This is a genomic window from Fontibacter flavus, assembly GCF_042432905.1.
Classification (GTDB): domain Bacteria; phylum Bacteroidota; class Bacteroidia; order Cytophagales; family Cyclobacteriaceae; genus Fontibacter; species Fontibacter flavus.
Genome location: NZ_JBHLWI010000028.1, coordinates 32046 through 52393, shown reverse-complemented (window position 1 = coordinate 52393; position 20348 = coordinate 32046). Strand labels below are relative to the sequence as shown.

General features: G+C 36.6%; 23 protein-coding genes. 10 read left to right on the top strand and 13 right to left on the bottom strand.

Features of this window, described 5'->3' with window-relative positions; all coding sequences use genetic code 11:
* Positions 1–210: 210 nt before the first annotated feature.
* Genes ACFFIP_RS09960 through ACFFIP_RS09950 form a run of 3 tightly spaced genes read right to left on the bottom strand, consistent with a single transcriptional unit; the run spans position 211 to position 2763 of the window.
* Complete coding sequence (locus tag ACFFIP_RS09960) at positions 211–1242, bottom strand: HEPN domain-containing protein (protein WP_382387470.1); 1032 nt, start codon at positions 1240–1242, stop codon at positions 211–213.
* On the bottom strand, positions 1239–1589 hold the full coding sequence (locus ACFFIP_RS09955) for a hypothetical protein (RefSeq protein WP_382387469.1): 351 nt from the start codon (positions 1587–1589) through the stop codon (positions 1239–1241). Before ACFFIP_RS09955 ends, ACFFIP_RS09960 begins: the two co-directional genes overlap by 4 nt.
* A gap of 4 nt (positions 1590–1593) precedes the next feature.
* Positions 1594–2763, bottom strand: a complete 1170-nt coding sequence (locus tag ACFFIP_RS09950; RefSeq protein ID WP_382387468.1) for a hypothetical protein — start codon at positions 2761–2763, stop codon at positions 1594–1596.
* Between the two features lie 242 nt (positions 2764–3005).
* On the opposite strand from ACFFIP_RS09950, the gene ACFFIP_RS09945 reads away from it, so the two are divergent.
* The 3 genes from ACFFIP_RS09945 to ACFFIP_RS09935 all read left to right on the top strand — a co-directional run bounded on the left by ACFFIP_RS09945 (position 3006) and on the right by ACFFIP_RS09935 (position 7199).
* A complete protein-coding gene (locus tag ACFFIP_RS09945; protein WP_382387467.1) occupies positions 3006–3407 on the top strand; it encodes a helix-turn-helix domain-containing protein in 402 nt (133 codons plus the stop codon).
* A gap of 176 nt (positions 3408–3583) precedes the next feature.
* A complete protein-coding gene (locus ACFFIP_RS09940) occupies positions 3584–5521 on the top strand; it encodes a hypothetical protein (protein WP_382387466.1) in 1938 nt (645 codons plus the stop codon).
* On the top strand, positions 5502–7199 hold the full coding sequence (locus ACFFIP_RS09935; RefSeq protein ID WP_382387465.1) for a hypothetical protein: 1698 nt from the start codon (positions 5502–5504) through the stop codon (positions 7197–7199). Before ACFFIP_RS09940 ends, ACFFIP_RS09935 begins: the two co-directional genes overlap by 20 nt.
* A gap of 28 nt (positions 7200–7227) precedes the next feature.
* On the opposite strand, the gene ACFFIP_RS09930 is transcribed toward ACFFIP_RS09935, so the two are convergent.
* The 4 genes from ACFFIP_RS09930 to ACFFIP_RS09915 form a co-directional block, all read right to left on the bottom strand.
* Positions 7228–8133 (bottom strand): hypothetical protein, encoded by a 906-nt coding sequence (locus ACFFIP_RS09930; protein WP_382387464.1) that lies wholly within the window; start codon positions 8131–8133, stop codon positions 7228–7230.
* A 262-nt stretch (positions 8134–8395) separates the two neighbouring features.
* The gene (locus ACFFIP_RS09925) at positions 8396–9724 is read right to left on the bottom strand and encodes an AAA family ATPase (protein WP_382387463.1); all 1329 of its coding nucleotides are present in this window, start codon (positions 9722–9724) and stop codon (positions 8396–8398) included.
* A gap of 217 nt (positions 9725–9941) precedes the next feature.
* Positions 9942–10430 (bottom strand): PIN domain-containing protein, encoded by a 489-nt coding sequence (locus ACFFIP_RS09920; RefSeq protein WP_382387462.1) that lies wholly within the window; start codon positions 10428–10430, stop codon positions 9942–9944.
* Positions 10430–10684 (bottom strand): hypothetical protein, encoded by a 255-nt coding sequence (locus ACFFIP_RS09915; protein WP_382387461.1) that lies wholly within the window; start codon positions 10682–10684, stop codon positions 10430–10432. The genes ACFFIP_RS09920 and ACFFIP_RS09915 overlap by 1 nt, the downstream gene beginning before the upstream one ends.
* A 99-nt stretch (positions 10685–10783) precedes the next feature.
* Between ACFFIP_RS09915 and ACFFIP_RS09910 the strand changes: the two genes are divergently transcribed.
* Genes ACFFIP_RS09910 through ACFFIP_RS09900 form a run of 3 tightly spaced genes read left to right on the top strand, consistent with a single transcriptional unit; the run spans position 10784 to position 12219 of the window.
* Positions 10784–11140: a helix-turn-helix domain-containing protein gene (locus ACFFIP_RS09910; RefSeq protein WP_382387460.1), complete on the top strand. Its 357-nt coding sequence runs from the start codon at positions 10784–10786 to the stop codon at positions 11138–11140.
* Positions 11121–11855, top strand: a complete 735-nt coding sequence (locus ACFFIP_RS09905; RefSeq protein WP_382387459.1) for an ImmA/IrrE family metallo-endopeptidase — start codon at positions 11121–11123, stop codon at positions 11853–11855. The genes ACFFIP_RS09910 and ACFFIP_RS09905 overlap by 20 nt, the downstream gene beginning before the upstream one ends.
* A complete protein-coding gene (locus ACFFIP_RS09900; RefSeq protein ID WP_382387458.1) occupies positions 11842–12219 on the top strand; it encodes a hypothetical protein in 378 nt (125 codons plus the stop codon). Before ACFFIP_RS09905 ends, ACFFIP_RS09900 begins: the two co-directional genes overlap by 14 nt.
* Positions 12220–12524: 305 nt before the next feature.
* Here the strand turns inward: ACFFIP_RS09900 and ACFFIP_RS09895 are convergent, their stop codons facing one another.
* Together ACFFIP_RS09895 and ACFFIP_RS09890 are read right to left on the bottom strand one after the other, a co-directional pair.
* A complete protein-coding gene (locus ACFFIP_RS09895; RefSeq protein WP_382387457.1) occupies positions 12525–13031 on the bottom strand; it encodes a PIN domain-containing protein in 507 nt (168 codons plus the stop codon).
* The gene (locus tag ACFFIP_RS09890; protein ID WP_382387456.1) at positions 13031–14086 is read right to left on the bottom strand and encodes a helix-turn-helix domain-containing protein; all 1056 of its coding nucleotides are present in this window, start codon (positions 14084–14086) and stop codon (positions 13031–13033) included. The genes ACFFIP_RS09895 and ACFFIP_RS09890 overlap by 1 nt, the downstream gene beginning before the upstream one ends.
* A gap of 187 nt (positions 14087–14273) precedes the next feature.
* On the opposite strand from ACFFIP_RS09890, the gene ACFFIP_RS09885 reads away from it, so the two are divergent.
* The 4 genes from ACFFIP_RS09885 to ACFFIP_RS09870 are packed head-to-tail and all read left to right on the top strand — an operon-like array spanning position 14274 to position 18574.
* Positions 14274–15242, top strand: a complete 969-nt coding sequence (locus ACFFIP_RS09885; RefSeq protein ID WP_382387455.1) for an AAA family ATPase — start codon at positions 14274–14276, stop codon at positions 15240–15242.
* A 9-nt stretch (positions 15243–15251) separates the two neighbouring features.
* Complete coding sequence (locus ACFFIP_RS09880) at positions 15252–17711, top strand: S8 family peptidase (protein ID WP_382387453.1); 2460 nt, start codon at positions 15252–15254, stop codon at positions 17709–17711.
* 1 nt (position 17712) lies between these two features.
* A complete protein-coding gene (locus ACFFIP_RS09875) occupies positions 17713–18276 on the top strand; it encodes a hypothetical protein (protein WP_382387452.1) in 564 nt (187 codons plus the stop codon).
* Entirely contained in the window at positions 18260–18574 is a 315-nt protein-coding gene (locus ACFFIP_RS09870) for a hypothetical protein (protein WP_382387451.1), read from the top strand. The genes ACFFIP_RS09875 and ACFFIP_RS09870 overlap by 17 nt, the downstream gene beginning before the upstream one ends.
* 15 nt (positions 18575–18589) lie before the next feature.
* On the opposite strand, the gene ACFFIP_RS09865 is transcribed toward ACFFIP_RS09870, so the two are convergent.
* Genes ACFFIP_RS09865 through ACFFIP_RS09850 form a run of 4 tightly spaced genes read right to left on the bottom strand, consistent with a single transcriptional unit; the run spans position 18590 to position 20283 of the window.
* On the bottom strand, positions 18590–19039 hold the full coding sequence (locus ACFFIP_RS09865) for a preprotein translocase subunit SecB (RefSeq protein ID WP_382387450.1): 450 nt from the start codon (positions 19037–19039) through the stop codon (positions 18590–18592).
* Positions 19036–19518, bottom strand: a complete 483-nt coding sequence (locus tag ACFFIP_RS09860; RefSeq protein ID WP_382387449.1) for a helix-turn-helix transcriptional regulator — start codon at positions 19516–19518, stop codon at positions 19036–19038. Before ACFFIP_RS09860 ends, ACFFIP_RS09865 begins: the two co-directional genes overlap by 4 nt.
* Positions 19511–20065: a hypothetical protein gene (locus tag ACFFIP_RS09855; protein ID WP_382387448.1), complete on the bottom strand. Its 555-nt coding sequence runs from the start codon at positions 20063–20065 to the stop codon at positions 19511–19513. Before ACFFIP_RS09855 ends, ACFFIP_RS09860 begins: the two co-directional genes overlap by 8 nt.
* Positions 20066–20082: 17 nt before the next feature.
* On the bottom strand, positions 20083–20283 hold the full coding sequence (locus tag ACFFIP_RS09850; RefSeq protein ID WP_382387447.1) for a hypothetical protein: 201 nt from the start codon (positions 20281–20283) through the stop codon (positions 20083–20085).
* Positions 20284–20348: the final 65 nt, after the last annotated feature.

Genomic DNA, 20348 nt, shown 5'->3' with positions numbered 1-20348 from the left:
TTTCAACATCATAGCATTGAATTAAAAATGGTTTTAGAATGCATTTGTATTGGTTAAACATTGGTTAATCTAATACTTTTGGACCAAAAAAGTATCTCAAAAAGGCTATAATATCACGTAAGAAAATGAATTAATCAGGAGAGTTTGTCTAGTTATCTTAGAAACATTACCTCAAAAATTTCCCTTTTTTATTCAATTGTCTTTTTTAATTTACCTTGTCAAGATTGTTTCAAAATAGATTTGGAAATGGGATTCACACATTGTTTTTATTTTTACAGCCCTTTTGATCAGTTCGTCTGCCTCTTCCTGATTTACAGGAAAGCAGGATTTATACCTGGCCTTGCAATAAGCATCTTCCAGAAGCTTAAGCAGTCTGCATTCCTCATCGGAATTCTGGGGAAAAATGCTTGCCAATTCAGGGATAAACTTTAAGCAAGTGCGGATCATGGTCCTGACCTCATGCGTTTTCTTTTCATGTCTTTCCCAAGCCAAGACCAAAGCACGTAATCTGAGTTCTATGGACTGGTGTATGAAAAAAAGGGATAATCCCAAGTCACCTTCCTTGTTTTCAAGTTCTGCATGTTTCAAAAACAGGTCTGCTGTGGCCCATCCATTTTGAATTACGTTTTGGGCATGACTTAACATCTGGGGATAATGGTGCATGCTGTATTCCTGGAGTTCAATGGCATTGGCTTTTTTGTATATCAGATTGGCTTGAGTGAAGTGGCTTAGGAAGAAAATATTGCCATCCATTAGTTCTTTGTTCAAGAATCCGATCGTGATCGGATTAATGCAAACTTCCTGCTTGTCGCAAACAAAAAAAGTCAATAAACCCTGTATGGCTTCCATTTTGGATGGTTCTTGGTGTTTGATGACCATATAGACTTCTTTGCGGCACTTGATTTCTGAATGGTCTTCAAGAGGAATTTCAAAAAGAAAGATCATTTCAGGGTCAATCAGGATTTTGAGGGCGGTGATCAATTGCTCAAAATAGAGGCTTGGAGGATTTAAAAAATCTTCACTCTCCAGCTTTTCAGTAGGTTCAGGAACTGGATCAAATACCTGATCCAATAGTGCCAATAAGTCCTCGTAGAAAAGTAGCATTTCCTTGTCAGAGTTTGCCGAATGATCACTCTCTTTGTCCAAAGTCCAAGACTTGAACAGCTGCCAAAGTTTTTGTCTGCTAGGATCCTTAAGGTCAGGAGAGGTGAATGAATTTGGGAGGAAAGAAGAAGGTTTCATTTAGAATATCTTGTTATATCTGCTTCAGAACAATACTTGAATTCTGGATTATCATCTAGAAATTTGATTCTCTTTACAAGTGCTTCATAACAATTCAAAGCAATTGGTTTTAGATGATCACCAAAATATGCAAATGGCTCATATTTGACAGATCGTATATACTCCATGTATGTTTTTGCAACATCGTAGACGTCTAGTTCTTGGTCTTTTTCCCAAACTTTAAGAATTAGCTCAAGCATACCATATCTGCTAAAATCTAAATATGTGGTTCTTCCGGTTGTTTGCAATACTTGAAAGTATCTCAAGTCTTGAAAAATCAGCTCAATAATTATATTTTCCTTTTTCATCTTTTCAAAGTTTGTCTTTAGATTCTCTGATCTGAATTAAATGACTTCCCTCAATAGCCTTTAATAGAGCCATCAAGTCTTCATGCACTTTATTTGAGTAAAGTGATTCTGCGGCATTAAAGTGACCCAAACATTCCATAGCACATTCACCAATAAATTTTATCCAATTTTCTTTCCTTTGAATTTCAAAAAGATCATTAATTGTCTTTATGGGGTTCAGTAGTTCATCTTCAGATAAATTCAAAGGTAAAAGCTTTGGATATTGACTGAGATAAGCATTTAGATCTTCAATTTCAGGAGGACAAAAATCATTTAATCTGAGTTTTGATGGGAAATCAAAACTGTAATCTTGATAATATAAATGAAGCGATTCTAAATGCGCAATAAGATCCTTAAACTGTTGGACACTGAATAAAAACATTTGGGGGTTAGGCCCAAGCCAAACTGGTTTTTTGTCATAGTATCCTACCTTTAAAGTCTCAATGAAAGCCCTCCAAAAAGATAGATCTTCGAAGTAGAAAAAATAACCAATAAAGCTTATTGCATCTTCAACTTTAGTTTTAGCAATTGACCTGATCCTTCTTTTCTTATCTTTTGAAGATACTTTGGCATTGCGGACCATCAAAAGGTGGCAACATTCCAAAATTTTATAGATAGATTTAAATGTAAGCTCTTTTTTAAAATCAGGAATGAAATCCCCGAATTTGAAATTTTCAACTGAACATTGAGATAAAGAAATTGTAGACCATTGTCTTAGTAATTGAATATAATCACTAAGATCATAAGCATAGAAACTTTGATAAAGTGCTTCTATTGGATTTTTAATTTCATTTTCAATGAGGTGTTGGGGAAAATCAACCCATTGAAATGTTTTTTCTATTGGATCTCGAAGCAAGATATCCTTGATCTTTAATTTTTTAACCTCAAAAAAATCCTCCATTGACACACTTAAGAGAGAAGCAACTGCAATCATTTTCTCAAATTCTCTCATTACCTTTTGATGATTTTTTTCCTTTTTACCCATCCAAGTTTTCTTTTCGCAATGAATTCCAACTTCCAGTTTTCGAAGCTCCTTCTTCCAAGATTGTAAGTTCATCACTTCAGAAAATAACCGTGTTAGCTCACCAAATGGATCTATCATCGCTTGCTGATCTAATATTTCTCTTAATTCCATTGTTTTTATTATTCAAATAGTCATGTAGAATTATTGAATTTCAACAAATAAAAATTCTACTGCCTTGACTATCAAAGCTTCTCAAAATTCAACAATGGGTCGGGAATATGGTATTCTGAATGGGGATAAATTATTCAAATCAGCTAAAATCCTGACTTCCTACTAAACTTCTGATGGTAGATAAACAGATTTTTGCTAAATTGTGTATAGTTTTAAAAACAGATCAATCTTTAAAAAAACCCATGCAAAAGAATATTCATCAAGGCAGAAATGTTAAACGCTTTAGAGAGATGCTTGGCATCAAGCAAGAAGTCCTAGCCCATGAGCTTGGTGAAGATTGGTCTCAGAAGAAGATATCGCTATTGGAACAGCGGGAAATCATTGAAGAGGATATTTTAAAGCAGGTTTCTGAAATCCTCCGGATTCCTGTAGAGGCCATTCAGAATTTTGATGAGGAGCAGGCGGTTAATGTGATATCTAACACCTTCAATAAAGAGGCATTTATTGGTAATTCAGGAGCAATTTTCAACATTGATCCAGTAGAAAAACTTATTCAACTCCATGAGGAGAAGATTGCTTTGTATGAGCGGATGTTGAAGGAGAAGGATGAGATGATGGCGAAGTTGGAAAGGTTGATAAAATAGGAAGTGATTTTAATTATATTAAAAAATGAAAAAAGTAATTGTTGAACCTTTCCTTTAAATTATCAAAGGAGTTTCTTTCTTATATTGAGAGCTTTAACTTGGTAAAGTAATAGCAATTAACTGAATACAAAATATTTATTCAGAACTTGAAGCAAACCTCTCAAATCAAATAGAAAATGTTGAGAAATATCAACTATCAACGGATTTTTACCTTAATTGATACGATTAGCCTACTACATTACTCTAGTGAGCTAGCAGATATTCTATCTCAATCTTTTAATTCTATAAAGCCAAAAAGTAAAGTTCAAAGCAATGACCTATACTATTGGGTATGTGACCAAAAGGAACTAAAAAACCTCCTTTCTGAGCCGAGTGATCAAGAAACCGACCTAGACATCTTTTTGTACCTGTACATCCATATAGTACTAAAAGAATCTATCATTAAATTTCAGTCGAAACAACAGATTGATAATCTACTGAAAGTTGACAGCATGAGTACCACTAGTGTACTGGTTAGAGAAGAATTGGGATTCTCAATTTCCTCATACTTGATAAGGACGGGAGGTATGTCTTGGAGAAAACTTTCAAATAACTCTGACTCTCGCGACTGGACTTCAATCTTTTTCCTTTCAAATCTATTACCTTTTTCAGAATTACAAATTGCGGAGTTAGGGCATTGGATTGGCGAAATTGTAAAAAACAATGAAAGAGATATGGCTCTACAATCAATTGGAAAATCTATCAAAGAATGGGCAACCTATAGCACAGAAGATACAAAGAACTTTGAAGATGAAATTCCAAAGATACTGACAAACCAGTATTCTAAACAATTCCTACCTGCCATTATGCAAGGGCTACGAGCAAGGCAGGAGAAAAATCTACAATATTACATAGACCTATTTGCTGAAAATGTATCTGACGATTCAACCTATGAAATCTTACATGCCATTGGCTCAACTTTAAGGCAGGAAAACACTGAACGAAATGACTATTTCACCTATATAACTGAAAAAAGAAATTCTGGCTCACTTAAGGCAGAAGGATTTATACGCCTCTGCTCAAGGTTCAGATATTTATCAAGAGATGTACTTGAATATGTCACATCAGTTTTAAATTCGAACGACATTAACATTTATCTAGCTGCAGTTGATCTACTATTCCACAACGAGGAAATAGTAGATATGTGTTGGTACAAAAATACAGTAATGTCTATAATTAAAGTAGGAGATAAAGATCTAACGGGATGGCAACAAACACTACTTTCGGGCGTAATTGAAAAGGACACCAATTTTGCATATGAGCTATTGCATTCAAGGATTAGTAACCTAGGAGGAAGTCACTTTTTAAAAGACGCATTTAGAAATATAGCAGAAAAAGATCCCAGCCTATTTAGAACTTATTTTATCTCTTGGCTTAACTCAGACAACCCCCTTATCCACAAGGCTATCCTTCAAATCTCTGCATTATCAATGAGTGAGCAAATATTTCAGATGCCGAAAGATGTATTTCAAAACTACCGCAAAGCGGAATTGATCTACATTGGGGGAAAAATGGTAGGCTACATTTATAGTCAAAAACCATTACAACATTCATTGCTGTCTTTGATAAAGTCGATACAAACGAAAGAAGATCATTTAACTAATAATTTTACTTTTCTACTTTCAGATTACCTCGTATATAACTATAGAAGCACCTTAAAAATCATAAAAGAAGAACTTAAAAATAAGTCTCTAAATAAATTTGCTAAATCAATCTTCCAGTCAACACTAAAGGAATATGAAGCTTATTTTAAAAGCCTAGACCAAATAGACGGATTAAAGGAAATCAGACCTAACTCTAAACTTGTACAATTAAGAAGATTTTATGAAAAGAAGCAGTTTGGCAGTATACCTAAGAGAGAAAATAGCTTTCTAAATTTTGCTAAAGAAACTCAGGTAAATGCTCATCGCTGGGCTATTAGAAGACAGGGAGTATCTAAACACGAAGCTTCCGATATGGGAAAGATTTCATATGAAATGGAGTTTCCCTCCGGAGAAATCCTCAGCCCCGTTTACCAAGAGTCTATAAGAAGAGAAATGCAACTACTTAGGAAAGATGAAATTAATATTGACTGATTATATTGCTTCTTTGAAGGAAGAAAAGGAGCTCGACTCACTTATGGAAGAGCTTTTACGAGAAAAAGGATTTGAAGTGACATTTCCTCCTAAAAAGGGAGTGCGACAATACGGTGTGGATATATATGCAGTTGGGAAGGACCCTGAAGATAACAAGAAGAAGGTATTTTTAATCACCGTAAAGCAAGGAAACCTGGATAGGAAAAACTGGCATGGAACAGAACAATCACTAGAGCCATCCCTGAGAGAAATTGTATCGGTTTTCGTCAAAAACAACATTCCTAAAGCACATTCAAGTTTACCAGTCAAGATAATTATTGCTCATAACGGAATCAACGATCCGGCCATTCAACAAAACTGGGCTGGCTTTACCAAGGAATATCCAAATTTCGAATTTGAAATTTGGCAACTGGAAACAATCGTAAATATGGTTTTTTCTTCACTTATAAGTGAAAGATTGTTTTCAGATGAAGCTCGAGTGTTGTTAAGAAAAACAATTATTAATATTTACAACCCTGAATATGACTTGTCTGACTACGTAAGATTGATAGACTCGTTGATAGACAAAATTAAATATCAGAAGAAAAAAAACACTCGGATAAAAAACTTAAAAAAAATCAAACTAGTACTTGGAATTATTTTTTCATATTGTAAAAAGGAAAATGACAGTAGATTGGCGATAAAAGCTTCAGAAATTACAATTCTGAGAGTATGGAAATATTTAACTGACAAAAAGATACCCTTTAAAGATGAACAGTCACTACTTTTCATCGATCTATTGACATTTAAACTTCAAGTCAACGAATACTATTTGTCAAAAATCATTCCGGTGTGCCAAATTAAGGATGGTTTTTACCGACACAGTATCGATCCTGTTACGTATAACTTGATCGTCTATGAACACTTAGGAATTCTTGCACTAATAGGATTAGAATCATTCCTTCTTTATGAAATTTTCAAAGAAAAAAACGAACAATTAGCCCGACTTTTATCAATAAGAGTGTCTCAATGTATTACTGGAGTCATCGAAATTTTTAACAATAACAAAATCGCCTATAACCCAAGACTCGATGATCAAATCATCGAAATAAATCTTACATTTCTATTATTACATAAGTCTGATAGAATTGAGGCTATAGAAGCACTATTAGTTGGATTGATCAAAGGTATATTGGACGGAAAGCGACTGATGAACATAGCTCCACTGTTCAGCAACAATCATGAAGAACTGATCGAACTCGAAGTGAATTATTCCAAAAGAGCAGAATATGACTATAAATCCTCATCCCTGCTAACTTGCTTGGCAGAATGGACTGTCATTCTCGACAACTCGAAACTCTACAATACGATCCGGTTTGTCATAGAAAAAGAGTTTGCCGGTGTTGAACTCACACTTTGGTTTCCTGAATCTGATACAGAAAGTTTTTTCTTGACCCAATGTGCTTTACCTGATTCAGGCTACTGCCTAACCGGAATTAAATTACCAGAGAGCTTTGAGGACTTTAAACGCATAGTTTTTTCTGAATATCTTAACAACTGCCCAGAGCAAGGCTTCGCATTTTTTAGGACAGGAGTTTGGTCAATCGGATTACTCGCAAGCCGTCACTATAGAACGTATGTATTCCCTAGTTATTGGCGGCAATTAATTCAGAATAAGTCTGAACTGAAATATGATTAACTTGGATCAAACGAACTTACAACCTTCTTTAATCTTGAATTGTTGGCTTGAGGCAATCTGTCAGTTGAGTTTGTATTTGATGAATTTTTTCTTCGTACCTCCTATCTCCCACAATCTCTTGAATTTGTAATTTAACAAAATCCGTCATCCTATATGTACACCAAACGAGATTATGGTAATTTTCACCCGAAGAGTCTTGACCAGCATGTAAGTTAGAATGCCCTGAGAAATGATACTGCTGGGTAAAATATTTATAGTAGATGAATATATCCGCATACTCCTTATAGTCTGATTTCAATATACGTCGAAACTTACGCTTTTCACTTAACATAGCTATCTTTGGATTAGCCCTGTCGTCTTTACTTTCAAACAAGCTATCTTTCGAATTAACCCTTAGCTCTTCTGCTGTTTTTATTTCACCATTTATATTGCTATTCCTATACAAGTGGGCAAAATAGGTCTTCAACTGGATTAAGTTTTGTTCCCTTTTTTCTTGACTCTTATTGACAATATCATACATTGGGCATTCCTGAGGAATTAATCTCTCCACTTCATCCATTTCTAAAAGGGATTTTAAATAATCCCTATTGAAGAAATCGTACTCGTTCTTAAAAGAGGAGAAATCTGGCTCTTCAGGATCATAGAATGACATCAAATAACAAAAATTAAGAAAATCAACAAGAAGCGTCCTATAGATATGTGAAATAGAATGAAATATAAAGGACTGCTCTTTGTATACGTCCAATAAACAAATCAAGGCCTCTAAATTTGATCGAGTTCTGAGTAACAGTTTATTAAAAACCTGTTGGGGTAAATTCAAAGCTTTGCCTGAACCCACCATTTCTTTGGTAAAATCATCTATAACTACACTCAACAATACTAAAACAAAACTGAATTTTTCAATGTTGTTCGGGTTATATATTCCTTTTTTCATACCGCCTTTTGTCTCAATAAACTGAATTTTTTATTTAATTTTTGGATATCAGCATAAATAAATCCATTAACTTCTAAACTCTATTTATCACCCAGTATTCTAGGTCATTACCGCATCTACCCGAACACCTAAAACAGGAAAGGCATCAAAATACAGCTTCTCTGTTTGTCCTTCGCAGACAATCAGAATAGTCTTATTCATTGGTATAGATTCTACCTTGTATTCTGTGGGTTTGGATTTTCTGTTCCAAGCCTTTTTTTCATCAGTGACCTTGATAGCTCTTGTCTTCTTCGGCATAATCAAAATCATTCATGTTGGTAAAATCACCCAGGAAAGGAATCGCTCCATATTTCCCTTGGATATAATCCTTTTCAAAAGAGGCGTCGTTTCTCACACCTTTGATCTCTATTAAAGTATAAAGATGACTTGCTCCATATCTATCTTTTTCCACAAAATCAATTTGATCTCTTCTCAAAATATCAGCGGACAGCAAATTTGTGTCGTGGGTAGTGAAAATCAATTGGGCACCGTGATTGGAATCCGAATTGAAAAGCTCCACAATTTTCTTAGTCAGTAAAGGATGAAACCTAGCATCAAACTCATCGATGACCAATGGATTTCCTTCTTTCAATGCTCTATAAATAAAAGGACTCAGTTCAAACATCTTTCGGGTACCTTCTGATTCTTGGAAACCAAAAGCAAAATCGCTTTTCCCAATAGCCTTCAGGTTTTCGTCGAACTTGGTACGTTTTGAAACAACAATTAATTCTTTCTTTAAATCTTCTTTCACATCATCCTCGAGCTCTTCAGGAAGGTCTCTTCCCTTGAGGTCAATTGCCAAAAGGTCTTCAATCCCTAAATCAGCCTTTTTGAGGAAATCTAAAATGAAATTCTTTTTTACATTGTCATTTAATGATTCGCCTGCCAAACCATACATCCCACGGTGTCCAAGTCCACTGATAATTGAAATGGAAGCAATAGCATTTACAATAACCTTTGAAACCTTTCCAAAGCCAAAAGATGCCAAAGAGGAAAGGAATAGAGAATTACTTCTAAAAATCTGACCGTCACCATCTCCCCCTGCCAAATCAATGGCTTTTTGCCCTTCCTCAAAATGGGTTTGATTAATATCCAAGATTTGGTCGTTTTCTCTTAAGAATAAAGACTGTTCCCTCTTATTGGGCGTAGAGAATAACCACTCACTTTTGATGGAATCACTATCAGCTTCAAAACCATATCTATAACGGATATCCTTCGTCCAGAAAACCAATTGAAAAAAGGTGGGTTGATGCTCTGTCTCTGTAGAAAGTTGAAAAGCATCAATCATTGATAAGGCCTGATCTTCCTTTACAGACTCCTTAATAATCCTGATAAATGTAACCAAAGCTTTGATTACATTACTCTTTCCACTTGCATTGGCACCATAGATTGCCTTAGACTTTAATAAATTCAGGTCTTCGTCTACCGGAAGAAGATTACTTAGATCTAATCGACTGTTTTTTGATTTGATCTTAGCCGCAGACATATTTAAAGTCTGCATGTCTTTGAAGGACCAAAAATTCCCGAAGCTGAATTCTTCAATCTTAATCATATTTGATTATTTGTGATTTATTCACAAATATAAAAATAAGAAAGAAAATTTTTCCACTTTATACCAGTTTTTATCAAAGATGGAGGCTGATTAAAAACAAAACCTTACTATTAATGCTTCAAACAATCCAGTAAAGCGCTTATCAAATTCAAAGGAAAGGACTTGGAAGATATGTTTAAGTCAATTCCAATGAAAAAAATCACTTCCAATTAAAAATTCATTCTTCTATCTTCATCTTCAAATTTCCTATTGCATATATTCTATTCAAAACCATTAGCTTTTCAAGTGATCCTGATGCACTGGTTTTAGAGCATATGCCTTCACCTACAAACATGTCAATCACCCAAATTAAACCATGCCATTCTAAGCTAAGACGCTCAGCATTTTTTCTTACCAGATTATCGCTGGTTATGACTATTCCATTTTCTAGACCAGTAGCGATATAAAACACCGACTTATCTTCTGGAGAAAGACCTTTTGGAAGGGCTAAAGCTTCTATTTTTAAAAAGTCTTGCGCATCTAGATTATGAACCATCAACTTACCCACTTGCTGATAAGCTTCTAACACCTTATATTGCTCTGTAAACAACTCGTTCATTACTTCAACTGTTGTGTGAAGCTCCAAGTCGAGTCTAAAAAAATCCGAAATCAAATCCAGCTCGATCAGATCAATAAAAATACAGGCATCCGTAACAGCAATCCTCATCAGATGACCATATTTTCCTTTCTAAACTCCGCCAATTTCTGATTCTTCAAAGCAGCTGCCTTACTGATGCTGATAAACTCTTCTGCCAAGGCCCTGAATAAAAGCTGGGAAAAACGATTGGAATGCTCCATTCCTTCATAGTCCACTGGTTCAGTTACCCGAAATCCCAGTTGATTGAAAACCATGTAGAATTGCTTGAGGTAATTTTCAGAGATCAGCCCAAGATTTTTAGCCCGATAAACTAATGCCTGCATAGAAATCATACATACTTTACATTAACTATTTATGTTACATATTTTTAAAATTTGTAAATTTAGATCTATATTTGTAACACACTTTTTAATCAAACTAACATGAATCAAGATCAAATCATCGGGAAAAATTTGCAAGCTCTTCGCAAGAAATTAGGTTTTACGCAGGATCAAGTTGCCGCTTATCTTCAAGTAAATCGTGAAGAAGTGAGCTATTATGAAAATGGTAGCCGTACCGCATCTACCAAAATCCTTAGTCAGATGGCCAATTTGTATGGCGTGGATGAATATGATTTTTTTGAAGAGGATTTAGATTTGGCCAAGGTCAATCTTGCATTGGCATTTAGGGCTGAAAGCATTAAAGCTGAAGATTTGGCACAGATAGCAAAATTCAAAAAAATAGTCAGGAATTATCTCAGCATGAAAAATCTACTCAAAGATGAACCGTCTAATTCTTGATAAGTACGCTTCACAATTTCGGGCGAAAAATGGTTTTGGCAATACTGAAAGCATACATCTCAAAAGTCTGCTTCATAAGCTGGGTGTAATTGCTGTTTTTCGACCTTTAGAAATGGATGTATCAGGTATGGCCATAAAGGTTGGTGATACCAATCGCTTTATGTTGATTAATACTGCAAGAACAGTAGGTCATCAGCATTTTACGATTTGTCATGAGCTGTATCATCTTTTTGTCCAAGAGAATTTCCAATACCAGGTTTGCTCCACAGGGATCTTTAATAAGAAGGACAAGGAAGAATTCAATGCTGATTCCTTTGCCTCAAAATTTTTAATGCCCGAAGAGGGCGTAATATCCTTGATACCTGATAGGGAGCTTGCCAATAAAAAAATAAGTTTGGGCACTGTACTCCGAATTGAACAATATTTTTCCTGTTCTAGGACTGCCTTATTATATAGGCTTCAGGAACTTGAGTTGCTTAATAAACAACAACTTGAAGATTATAAACAGGGTGTTAGAAAAAGTGCCATGGATCATGGCTATTCTTTAAAACTTTATGAAAAGGATTTGCAAGAAGAAGTTATCGGTGATTATGGGGATTTGGCAAGAAGGCTTTTTGAAGAGGGATCAATATCGGAATCCCATTATTATTCCCTATTGGAAGATTTAGGGATAGATTTTTCTGAAGTAATAAAAAACGGGAATGAAGAAGCATGAAAAGATCATAATAATTGATGCTGATGTCATTTCCCATTTTATTTCAGGAGGGCAGATCCTTTTGTTGCCAAGAATATTCTCTTATCCTATTAAAGTGTTGGATAAGGTCTATGCAGAAATCTCCAGAATGCCGGGAAGGAAGACTGAAGTAGATAATTTGATTAATTTCAATCTATTGGAACTTATCCCCTTCCCTGAACATGATTTTCAAGTCAAAAAGGAATATCTGTATATCAAGAAGGTAATGTTCAAAGGAGACGGAGAGGCTGCATGTTTGGCGGTTGTTCGTTATTCCCAAAATATTCTTGCCAGTGGCAACCTGAAGGACATTGCCAACTATTGCAAATTGCATCAAATCACCTAACTCAGCACTATGGATTTTCTTTGCAAGGCCGTAGAAGAAAAACTGCTTTCCGAAACAGATTGTGATGATTTTATACAGAAAGTCCTAAAAGCGGGGAGTAGATTACCTGTAAAAAGGTGGAAGGAGTTTGAGTGCAGAAAGATTGATGTTTAAGCCAGTAGAATAAGACGTTGATATTTGAATTGATTTCAAATTAGTAGATAATCTAATCCATAAACGCTACAAGCAATCCGTCCGATACAGTCTGATTATTAGTATAGAAACAGATTCGGGGGATTTTTTTAAGTCAATTCCAATGAAAAAAATCACTTCCAATTTAAAATTCTTTCTTCTATCTCCATCTTCAAATTTCCTACAGCATACATTTTATTCAAAGCCATCAATCTTTTAAGTGACCCTGATGCACTGGATTTGGAGCATATACCTTGACCTACAAACTGGTCAATCACCCAAAGCAAACCGTGACATTCCAGTTTAAGACGTTCAGTACATTTTCTTACCAGATTGTCGCTTGTAATGACTATTCCATTTTCTAGACCAGAAGCGATGTAAAGCACCGACTTATCTTCTGGAGAAAGACCTTTTGGAAGGGCCAAAGCTTCTATTTTTAAAAAGTCTTGCGCATCTAGATTATGAACAATCAACTTACCCACTTGCTGATAAGCTTCTAACACCTGATATTGCTCTGTAAACAACTCGTTCATTACTTCAACTGTTGTGTGAAGCTCCAAGTCGAGTCTAAAAAAATCCGAAATCAAATCCAGCTCGATCAGATCAATAAAAATACAGACATCCGTAACAGCAATCCTCATCAAATAACCATATTTTCCTTCCTAAACTCCGCCAATTTCTGATTTTTCAAAGCTGCTGCTTTACTGATGCTGATATACTCCTCCGCTAAGGCCCTGAACAAAAGCTGAGAAAAGCGATTGGAATGCTCCATTCCTTCATAGTCCACTGGTTCAGTTACCCGAAATCCCAGTTGATTGAAAACCATGTAGAATTGCTTGAGGTAATTTTCAGAGATCAGCCCGAGATTTTTAGCCCGATAAACTAATGCCTGCATGGAAACCCCATATTGCTGCTTGATGGCTCCCAATTCATTCATGGACAATTTGCTTCTTTTTCCTCCCAGTTCTTCTCTTAAGGTATCCTCGGGGATCAACATAGCGGCAGCAAAAGCATGGCAGAACTTTTCCTTTTGCTTCTCTTCATACCCATTCACATCAAGAAGTAAATGTCCCAATTCATGTAAGGCAGTGAAGCGCTTCCGATCAAGTTTATGCACAAACTTGGCTTTATTGAGTACGATTAAGGGAATATCTTTTCCATTCACCCAAGTAGCGAAACCGTCGAATGACTCCTCAGATTCAATTTCTATCACTTTGACATGATGATCTTCCAAAAGTTCGATTACATTGGAAATGGCATCTGTTCCCAAACCCCAAGCCTTTCTTAAGGTTTCAGCTGCTTTTTCAATATCCTCTAGAGAATTAATGGCCATTCCATCAAGTGGATTATGAAACTTGGTTTCAATACCCAATATTTCCTCCAGCTCGATGTAGCGGCTCAGTTCATTTTTGGCTATTTCTACAATCCTATTTTTCTCTTTAACTGGGCAGGAATCCAGTTTTCTAAATTCTATTTCCCCAAATTCTATGACAGTATCGGCATGAAAATAATCTGGCCTGACATGCAGGGCTTCTGCCAAGATGCCGATCATTTCTGAGTCAGGGATTACCTGTGCCTGCTCATACTTGCTGAGTGCTTGTTTGGTGATACGATTTTCTATCCGGTCAGCCAGACCTTGCAAAGATAAGCCATTCATCAAACGGGCTGATTTGAGACGGGAGGCGAGGTATTTCATTGGTTATAAGAAGTTTGATTTTAGGTAAAAATAAGTATTTTAGTTGACAAATTATATTTTTTATCACAACCTGTCAACCAGTATTTTGGATTGAAAAAAAGAAAGTAAGATATTTCATGGCTTGTTGAGGCATATTGTATTATTTTACGTTTATATTTTAGAGAGTGAATTTTTAGTGATTCCAACAATGGCAGCGGCAGAACAAATAAAAACATTGATCAAATCATTTGGAGAAGGGGATGAATCCCGCTTCTATGCTACTGCTATGCAAATTGCCGCTTCTGAAGCTAGAAAAGGGCATGTTGCACTGGCTGAGGAATTGAAAAAATTGATTGATAAGAGTAAATCTTCCAAAGCTGTTGTCAAAAGACTACCTGTAAACACAGCCCAAAAAGAACTGAATGACCTCTTGGAATTGGTCAGTCCGGACACAAGATTGAAAGACATGGTGCTCTCCAAGGATATTCAGGAGACCTTGGCTAAAGTCATCCACGAACAAAGGCATTTGGATAAGTTATTAAGCCATAATCTGCAACCCCGAAGAAAGTTACTTCTTGTAGGCCCTCCAGGTTCAGGGAAAACTATGACTGCCCATGCCTTAGCTGGAGAATTAGGGCTCCCCTTATTTGTCATTCGGTTGGATGGCCTTATCAGCAGATACCTTGGTGAATCCATAGCCAAGCTTCGGTTGATTTTTGATGCCATGATGGATTTTAGGGCTGTTTATCTGTTTGATGAATTTGACAGCATTGGTAGCACCAGAACTCAGGCTCAAGATGTGGGGGAAATAAAGCGGGTACTGAATAGTTTTTTGCTCCAGATTGAAAAAGATAAATCCAACAGTCTGATTATTGCTGCTACCAATTTACCTGAAAGTTTGGATGCCGCCCTTTTCCGAAGATTTGATGATATCATCAATTATACTAACCCTTCGGAGGCACAAATCAAACAAATTTTCTCCGCTAGGTTAGCAGAGATAGGAGTCCTAAAAGCGATGGACCTAGACCAGCTGTCCAAAAAATCTATGGGTTTGAGCTATGCTGAAGTGCATAAAATATGCGAAGATATCTGGAAAGATTATTTGCTGTATGGAGAAAATCGTGTAACCGAAGAAAAAATAATTCAGTATATAATGGCTAGAAAGAGAACATACTAATCAAAACATATGGACGGATTTTTTAAGCATATTTTTTTAGACAATAAAGCCAGATCAATAAGGTTTACTCCCCTTGGAAGAGGCAGGTTTGAAACAAACAAAAATATCGATCAAACCAAGCACGGGAAAAATCTAAAAAATGAATTTGAAGAAGCTTTTCTAGATTTTTGGCAAGGTGAACCCGGTGATTTCGTGTATGTGGAACTTGAAACTTTTCCAAGTTTTGAACTTGATATTAAGAAATTTGAAGCAAAAGCAGGTGATATCAGAATTGCTTCTTTAAAACAGGTAATTGAGGACGATGGTCAGGAAAAAACCATCAGTTCGATCTATCTTTCCAAGAAAGGAGTTAAAGATTTCCTAGAAAAAATTTCTTCTTATTCTCAACCAGAAAGAAATACGGCAAAGGGAAATCCTAAAAATGCAAGCCTTTTATCAAATCTTGAATCCATACATCAAGCTACTCTAAAGTCCTTTTGGCAAGAACCTGAAATCCCCTTCCCTGATAATGAACAGGAAGTATGGTGGGAGGTTTGGTTAGATATAACTACCATATCAGCGGAGGCTGTCCAAGCGGAGATCAATGAACGATTACAAGCATTCGGTGTACAGATATCCTCTCGATTTTTGGTTTTTCCAGAACACTTGGTGATCCTAGTAAAGGGAAGTGCCAAACAACTGGCTGAACCACTGCTATATTCTCAATATCTTGATGAATTAAGAAAACCAGTAGAGTTATCTGATGTTTTTACTTCCATGGATATTCCTGAACAAAAAGACTGGATCGCCAACTTGGCTCAGCAATTAGAAATTCAGGATGATCCTAACTTATCAGTATGCCTTTTGGATTCTGGGATCAATGAAAGCCATCCCTTACTGGCACATTTGTCATCGATTATCCATGTGGATACAGTCGACCCTTCATGGGGGACTAATGATTCTTGGCCTTTTCCTGGCCATGGAACAGCTATGTCCGGAATCATCTTTTTTGGGGATTTATCTGAAGCCTTAGTATCTAGGGAAAGCATAAGGGTTTTCCACCGATTGGAAAGTATAAAGTTGATCCAGCAATCAAAACCAACAGATCCAGATCAATATGGCGCGGTTACAGAAGAAGCAATAGCCAGAGCGGAGACAAATCCCATCGAACAAAGAGTGTTCTGCATGGCCATTACTGCTGATGGAGTTACTCACTTTGGTAGACCAAGTGCATGGTCTGCGGCATTAGATAAATCAACCTTTGGAGAAGAAGATTGGAAGCGTTTATTTTTGGTTTCCGCGGGAAATATTTCCAATCATAGATGGCTGGAATATCCTTTATCCAATCAGGATTACAGTATACATGATCCTGCCCAGGCTTTCAATGCCCTGACCGTTGGAGCATATACTTTGAAAGATAGAATTGATTTATCTAGGTATCCAGGTGCAACGCTTTTAGCGCAAAGGGGGCAGTTAGCTCCCTCAAGCAGTACAAGCATTACTTGGGAAAAAGAATGGGCAATTAAACCAGAAGTTGTTTTTGAGGGAGGAAATGCGGCAGAATGGAATGGCGGACTTTGTGATCCTGATTCCTTGATGCCATTAAGTATTTCCAAAGGAGGAATGGCACGCTCTCTATTCTCCACTTTTGGAGAAACCTCCTCAGCAACGGCATTTGCCAGCAAATTTGCTGCAAGTATTTTGGAAAATTATCCAAAAATTTGGCCGGAAACAGTAAGGGCACTTATGGTTCATGCTGCCCAATGGACAGATCAAATGTTGGGTGACAGGAAAATTGAAGACCTTTCCAAAGTTGAAAAAATTCTATTATTGAGGACAGTAGGTTACGGTGTGCCATTTTTGCCTGCTGCCTTATACACCATACAAAATTCCGTTTCCTTAGTTGTTCAAGAAACGATTAAACCATATACTATCGAGAAAGGCACGGTCAAGGCCAATGAATGCCATGTATTCACCCTTCCTTGGCCGCAGCAACAATTGTTGGAAATGGGAAATACACAGGTTAAGCTAAATGTAACGCTCTCCTATTTTATAGAACCCAATCCAGGCAATAAGCGGTATGCCAAGGCAAACAATTACGCTTCATTCGGTCTTCGGTTTAAATTGAAGGATACTAATGAAACTTCCACTACTTTTTTGGCAAGGATCAATAAAGAGGCTAGAAAAGCCTTAGAGGAGGACTATCAACAAGAAGGTAGTGAAAACTGGGTAATCGGTCAAAAAATACGAGACAAAGGATCCATCCATAGAGATATTTGGATCGGCAATGCAGCTGATTTGGCTACTAAAAACGAATTGGCCATCATTCCAACTGGGGGTTGGTGGAAGACAAGACCCATCCATAAACGCTACAAACAATCCATCCGATACAGCCTGATCATCAGTATAGAAACAGATTCAGAGGATCTGTTTACGCCGATTTTGAATGAATTGAGGGTGGGGGTTGAAGTCTTAAATATTTCCAAATGATATGCTAAACTGGCGAGACATAAATTCCGAAAATCCTGAAATCGGACAAATTGTAATTTTATCGAATGAAAAGATTACAGATTTCAGAGAATGGACTTTGGGCCAGTTTTTAGAGAATGACGATAAAACAGACTTTGGTTTGTTAATTCAATCAAATAAAATTGTGAAGCCAGACAGTTATGCTTTATGGACACCATTTTTGGTAAAAGACCTTAGGATTCCGGGAGACTACAAAGAAGATGAATTACCAAAATTTCTTTCTGCCTTCAAAGAAATTCTAAAAAGCTATGAACATAGAATGCTTTTAATGGCCAAAAACAGCCAACTATCCGGTGGACAAACTTTCCATTTTGATTTCTATTTGAATGGCACCTATTCTAGAGCACTTTCTTTGATTGAAGGTTTTAGAGTTCTTTTAGATTCGAAAAATTATATGGCTGCATCTCATCTAATAAGGCCCTATCTAGACAATTTCCTTCGCTTATTTGCAGCCCATTTGGTCAAGAATCCGCATGAATTTGCCAATGAAGTAATGAAAGGAAAAAAAAGTGAAAGAATTCTCTGATAAAGAAAACCCGAAACAAAAGCTTGAAGACTGGTATTTGAAAGACAGAGCTTCAGTGGAATATCCATGGATAAAAGATGTTTACGATATTACTTCAGGATTTATTCACTTTAGCTCCAAACATATTTTCAATCCAATTACCAAAGCAGATACTGAAAACTCAACCATTGGAACCTATCTTACAAAATACTATTCAGAAACAGTAACTGACCTTTACCGAATTGAAGCTGTATTGTTAATGATTGAAATTTCAAACTGTATTTTGGAATATGCTTATGGTTGGGCAAGGACAAAATGAACTAGAAAAGTACAATTATTTTTTTTCCCCCGCCTTATCCCTCAACAACTGCGTAATATCAATCGGTGGTAACAGATACCCTCCCATAGGGCCCAAATTGGTAATCTGATAAATGATGTTCCGCAGGTTGTTGATCATCATGTTGAGGGTGGAAAATTGGGTCAGGTTGTTTTTAAGGTTTTCTTCGAGTTCTTCTGGATCTTGAATACGAAAGGTACCTCCACCTTCTACTACAATTTTATACCCGGGAAGTGGATTTTCTTCCTCTGCATTGATTGCAATGAAAGTAAAGAGTTTGATTTCTTTTGTTTCTATATCCTCCTTGAGTCCAAAATCTATGTCAACGGAATACGAATGAAATAATTCCTTCACATCTAATTCATCATCTTTGGGAACAATAAACTCAACGTGTGACTCCAACAACTTGAAGTCCAATAATTGTAAAGGTGAGAATTTAGCTTTCATCCTGCCATAGCAATTAGATCCCCATCCGCATGACTCACAGCCATTACAGCTTTCGAAGAAGATACTTGATTCTTTAATTTATAATATTCCTCTGTTTGTGCCCTACGCTGATGATAAGCCATTATTTCCTCTTTAAGTCTCTCCTCAAAAGCTTCTTCGGTAATCACAAACTCATCCTCTGCTAGAATCGCATGCATGGTAATTCCCAGAACCTTTTCAAGCTTGTCTATGGTCGAAAACTTAAAATCTCCTTCCCCTTTGACCCATTTACTGACCTGCTGAGGTGTGACTTCCAATTCTCTCGCAAGCCGAGCTTGACTCCAGCCCTTTTCTTCCAATGCATCCAAAAGCCTAAGAGCAACTTTAGCAGCTTGTTTAAGCGTTGCTTTATTGGCTTTCCTAAACGCTACCTTTTCCTTCCACTTGGAAGTTGGGTTTTCGGAAGCTAATGCTTTGATTTTTTCTTCAGTCTTATTCATCGTTGTCAAGGTCTAGGTAAACAAATTCAGGAGTTTCACCGTCTTCATGGAGGTATTTTTTTACCCATTCCAATTTATGTAACTCCAATTTGGTGTGTGGCCTATCAGCCATTTGATGGGTTAATTTGATGGCCCCACCAGTAATAACGAAAGAGGAACCGTACCGGATGGCATAAATGCGTAAAAATGAATTGCTTTGGGGGCCATAGGCTTTTAATGCTTGTAGTAGATATGCTTTTTCTTTTTCTCTGTTGTCCAGAGGTTTAAAATAATCCGCTAGGGATTTTCCTGTCTTATCCTCTGCCAAATCATAAAGCAACTCAAATAAGGCATCTGCATCTTCAATTGTCTGCAGTACAATTTTGTTGAGTTTGGCCTTGGGATAGTAGCTCTCATAATCTTTTTTATACTTCTTGAAGAATTCCCTAAGAAACTCCACATCTGACCACTGTTCTTGTAGTACTTCGAGCGCATCCAGGTCCTCTCCTTCGTACTTGACTGCGAAGAGGCTTCCTTTAGAAAGCTCAAATATACTAATTATTTTCATATTATCAACCTGCAGGTTTATGTTTTTGTTTTCAAATGATAACTCAACTGCATCTCCGCCGCCATCAACACCTCAATTTCCTCCACCACATACTCCTTCTCTTCCTGAGCTACCAACTCCCCCCGAAATGCCTTCGCCAAAATCGCCTGAGGCAATTGGTCAATCTTTATAAGAATAGGGAATTCTGATTCCAGGTATGAAAAATTAGATTGGGTCATGAAGCAAAATGATTCTAGAAAATAGTAATTACTAATATATTGAAAACAGGCCTTTAAAAAAATGA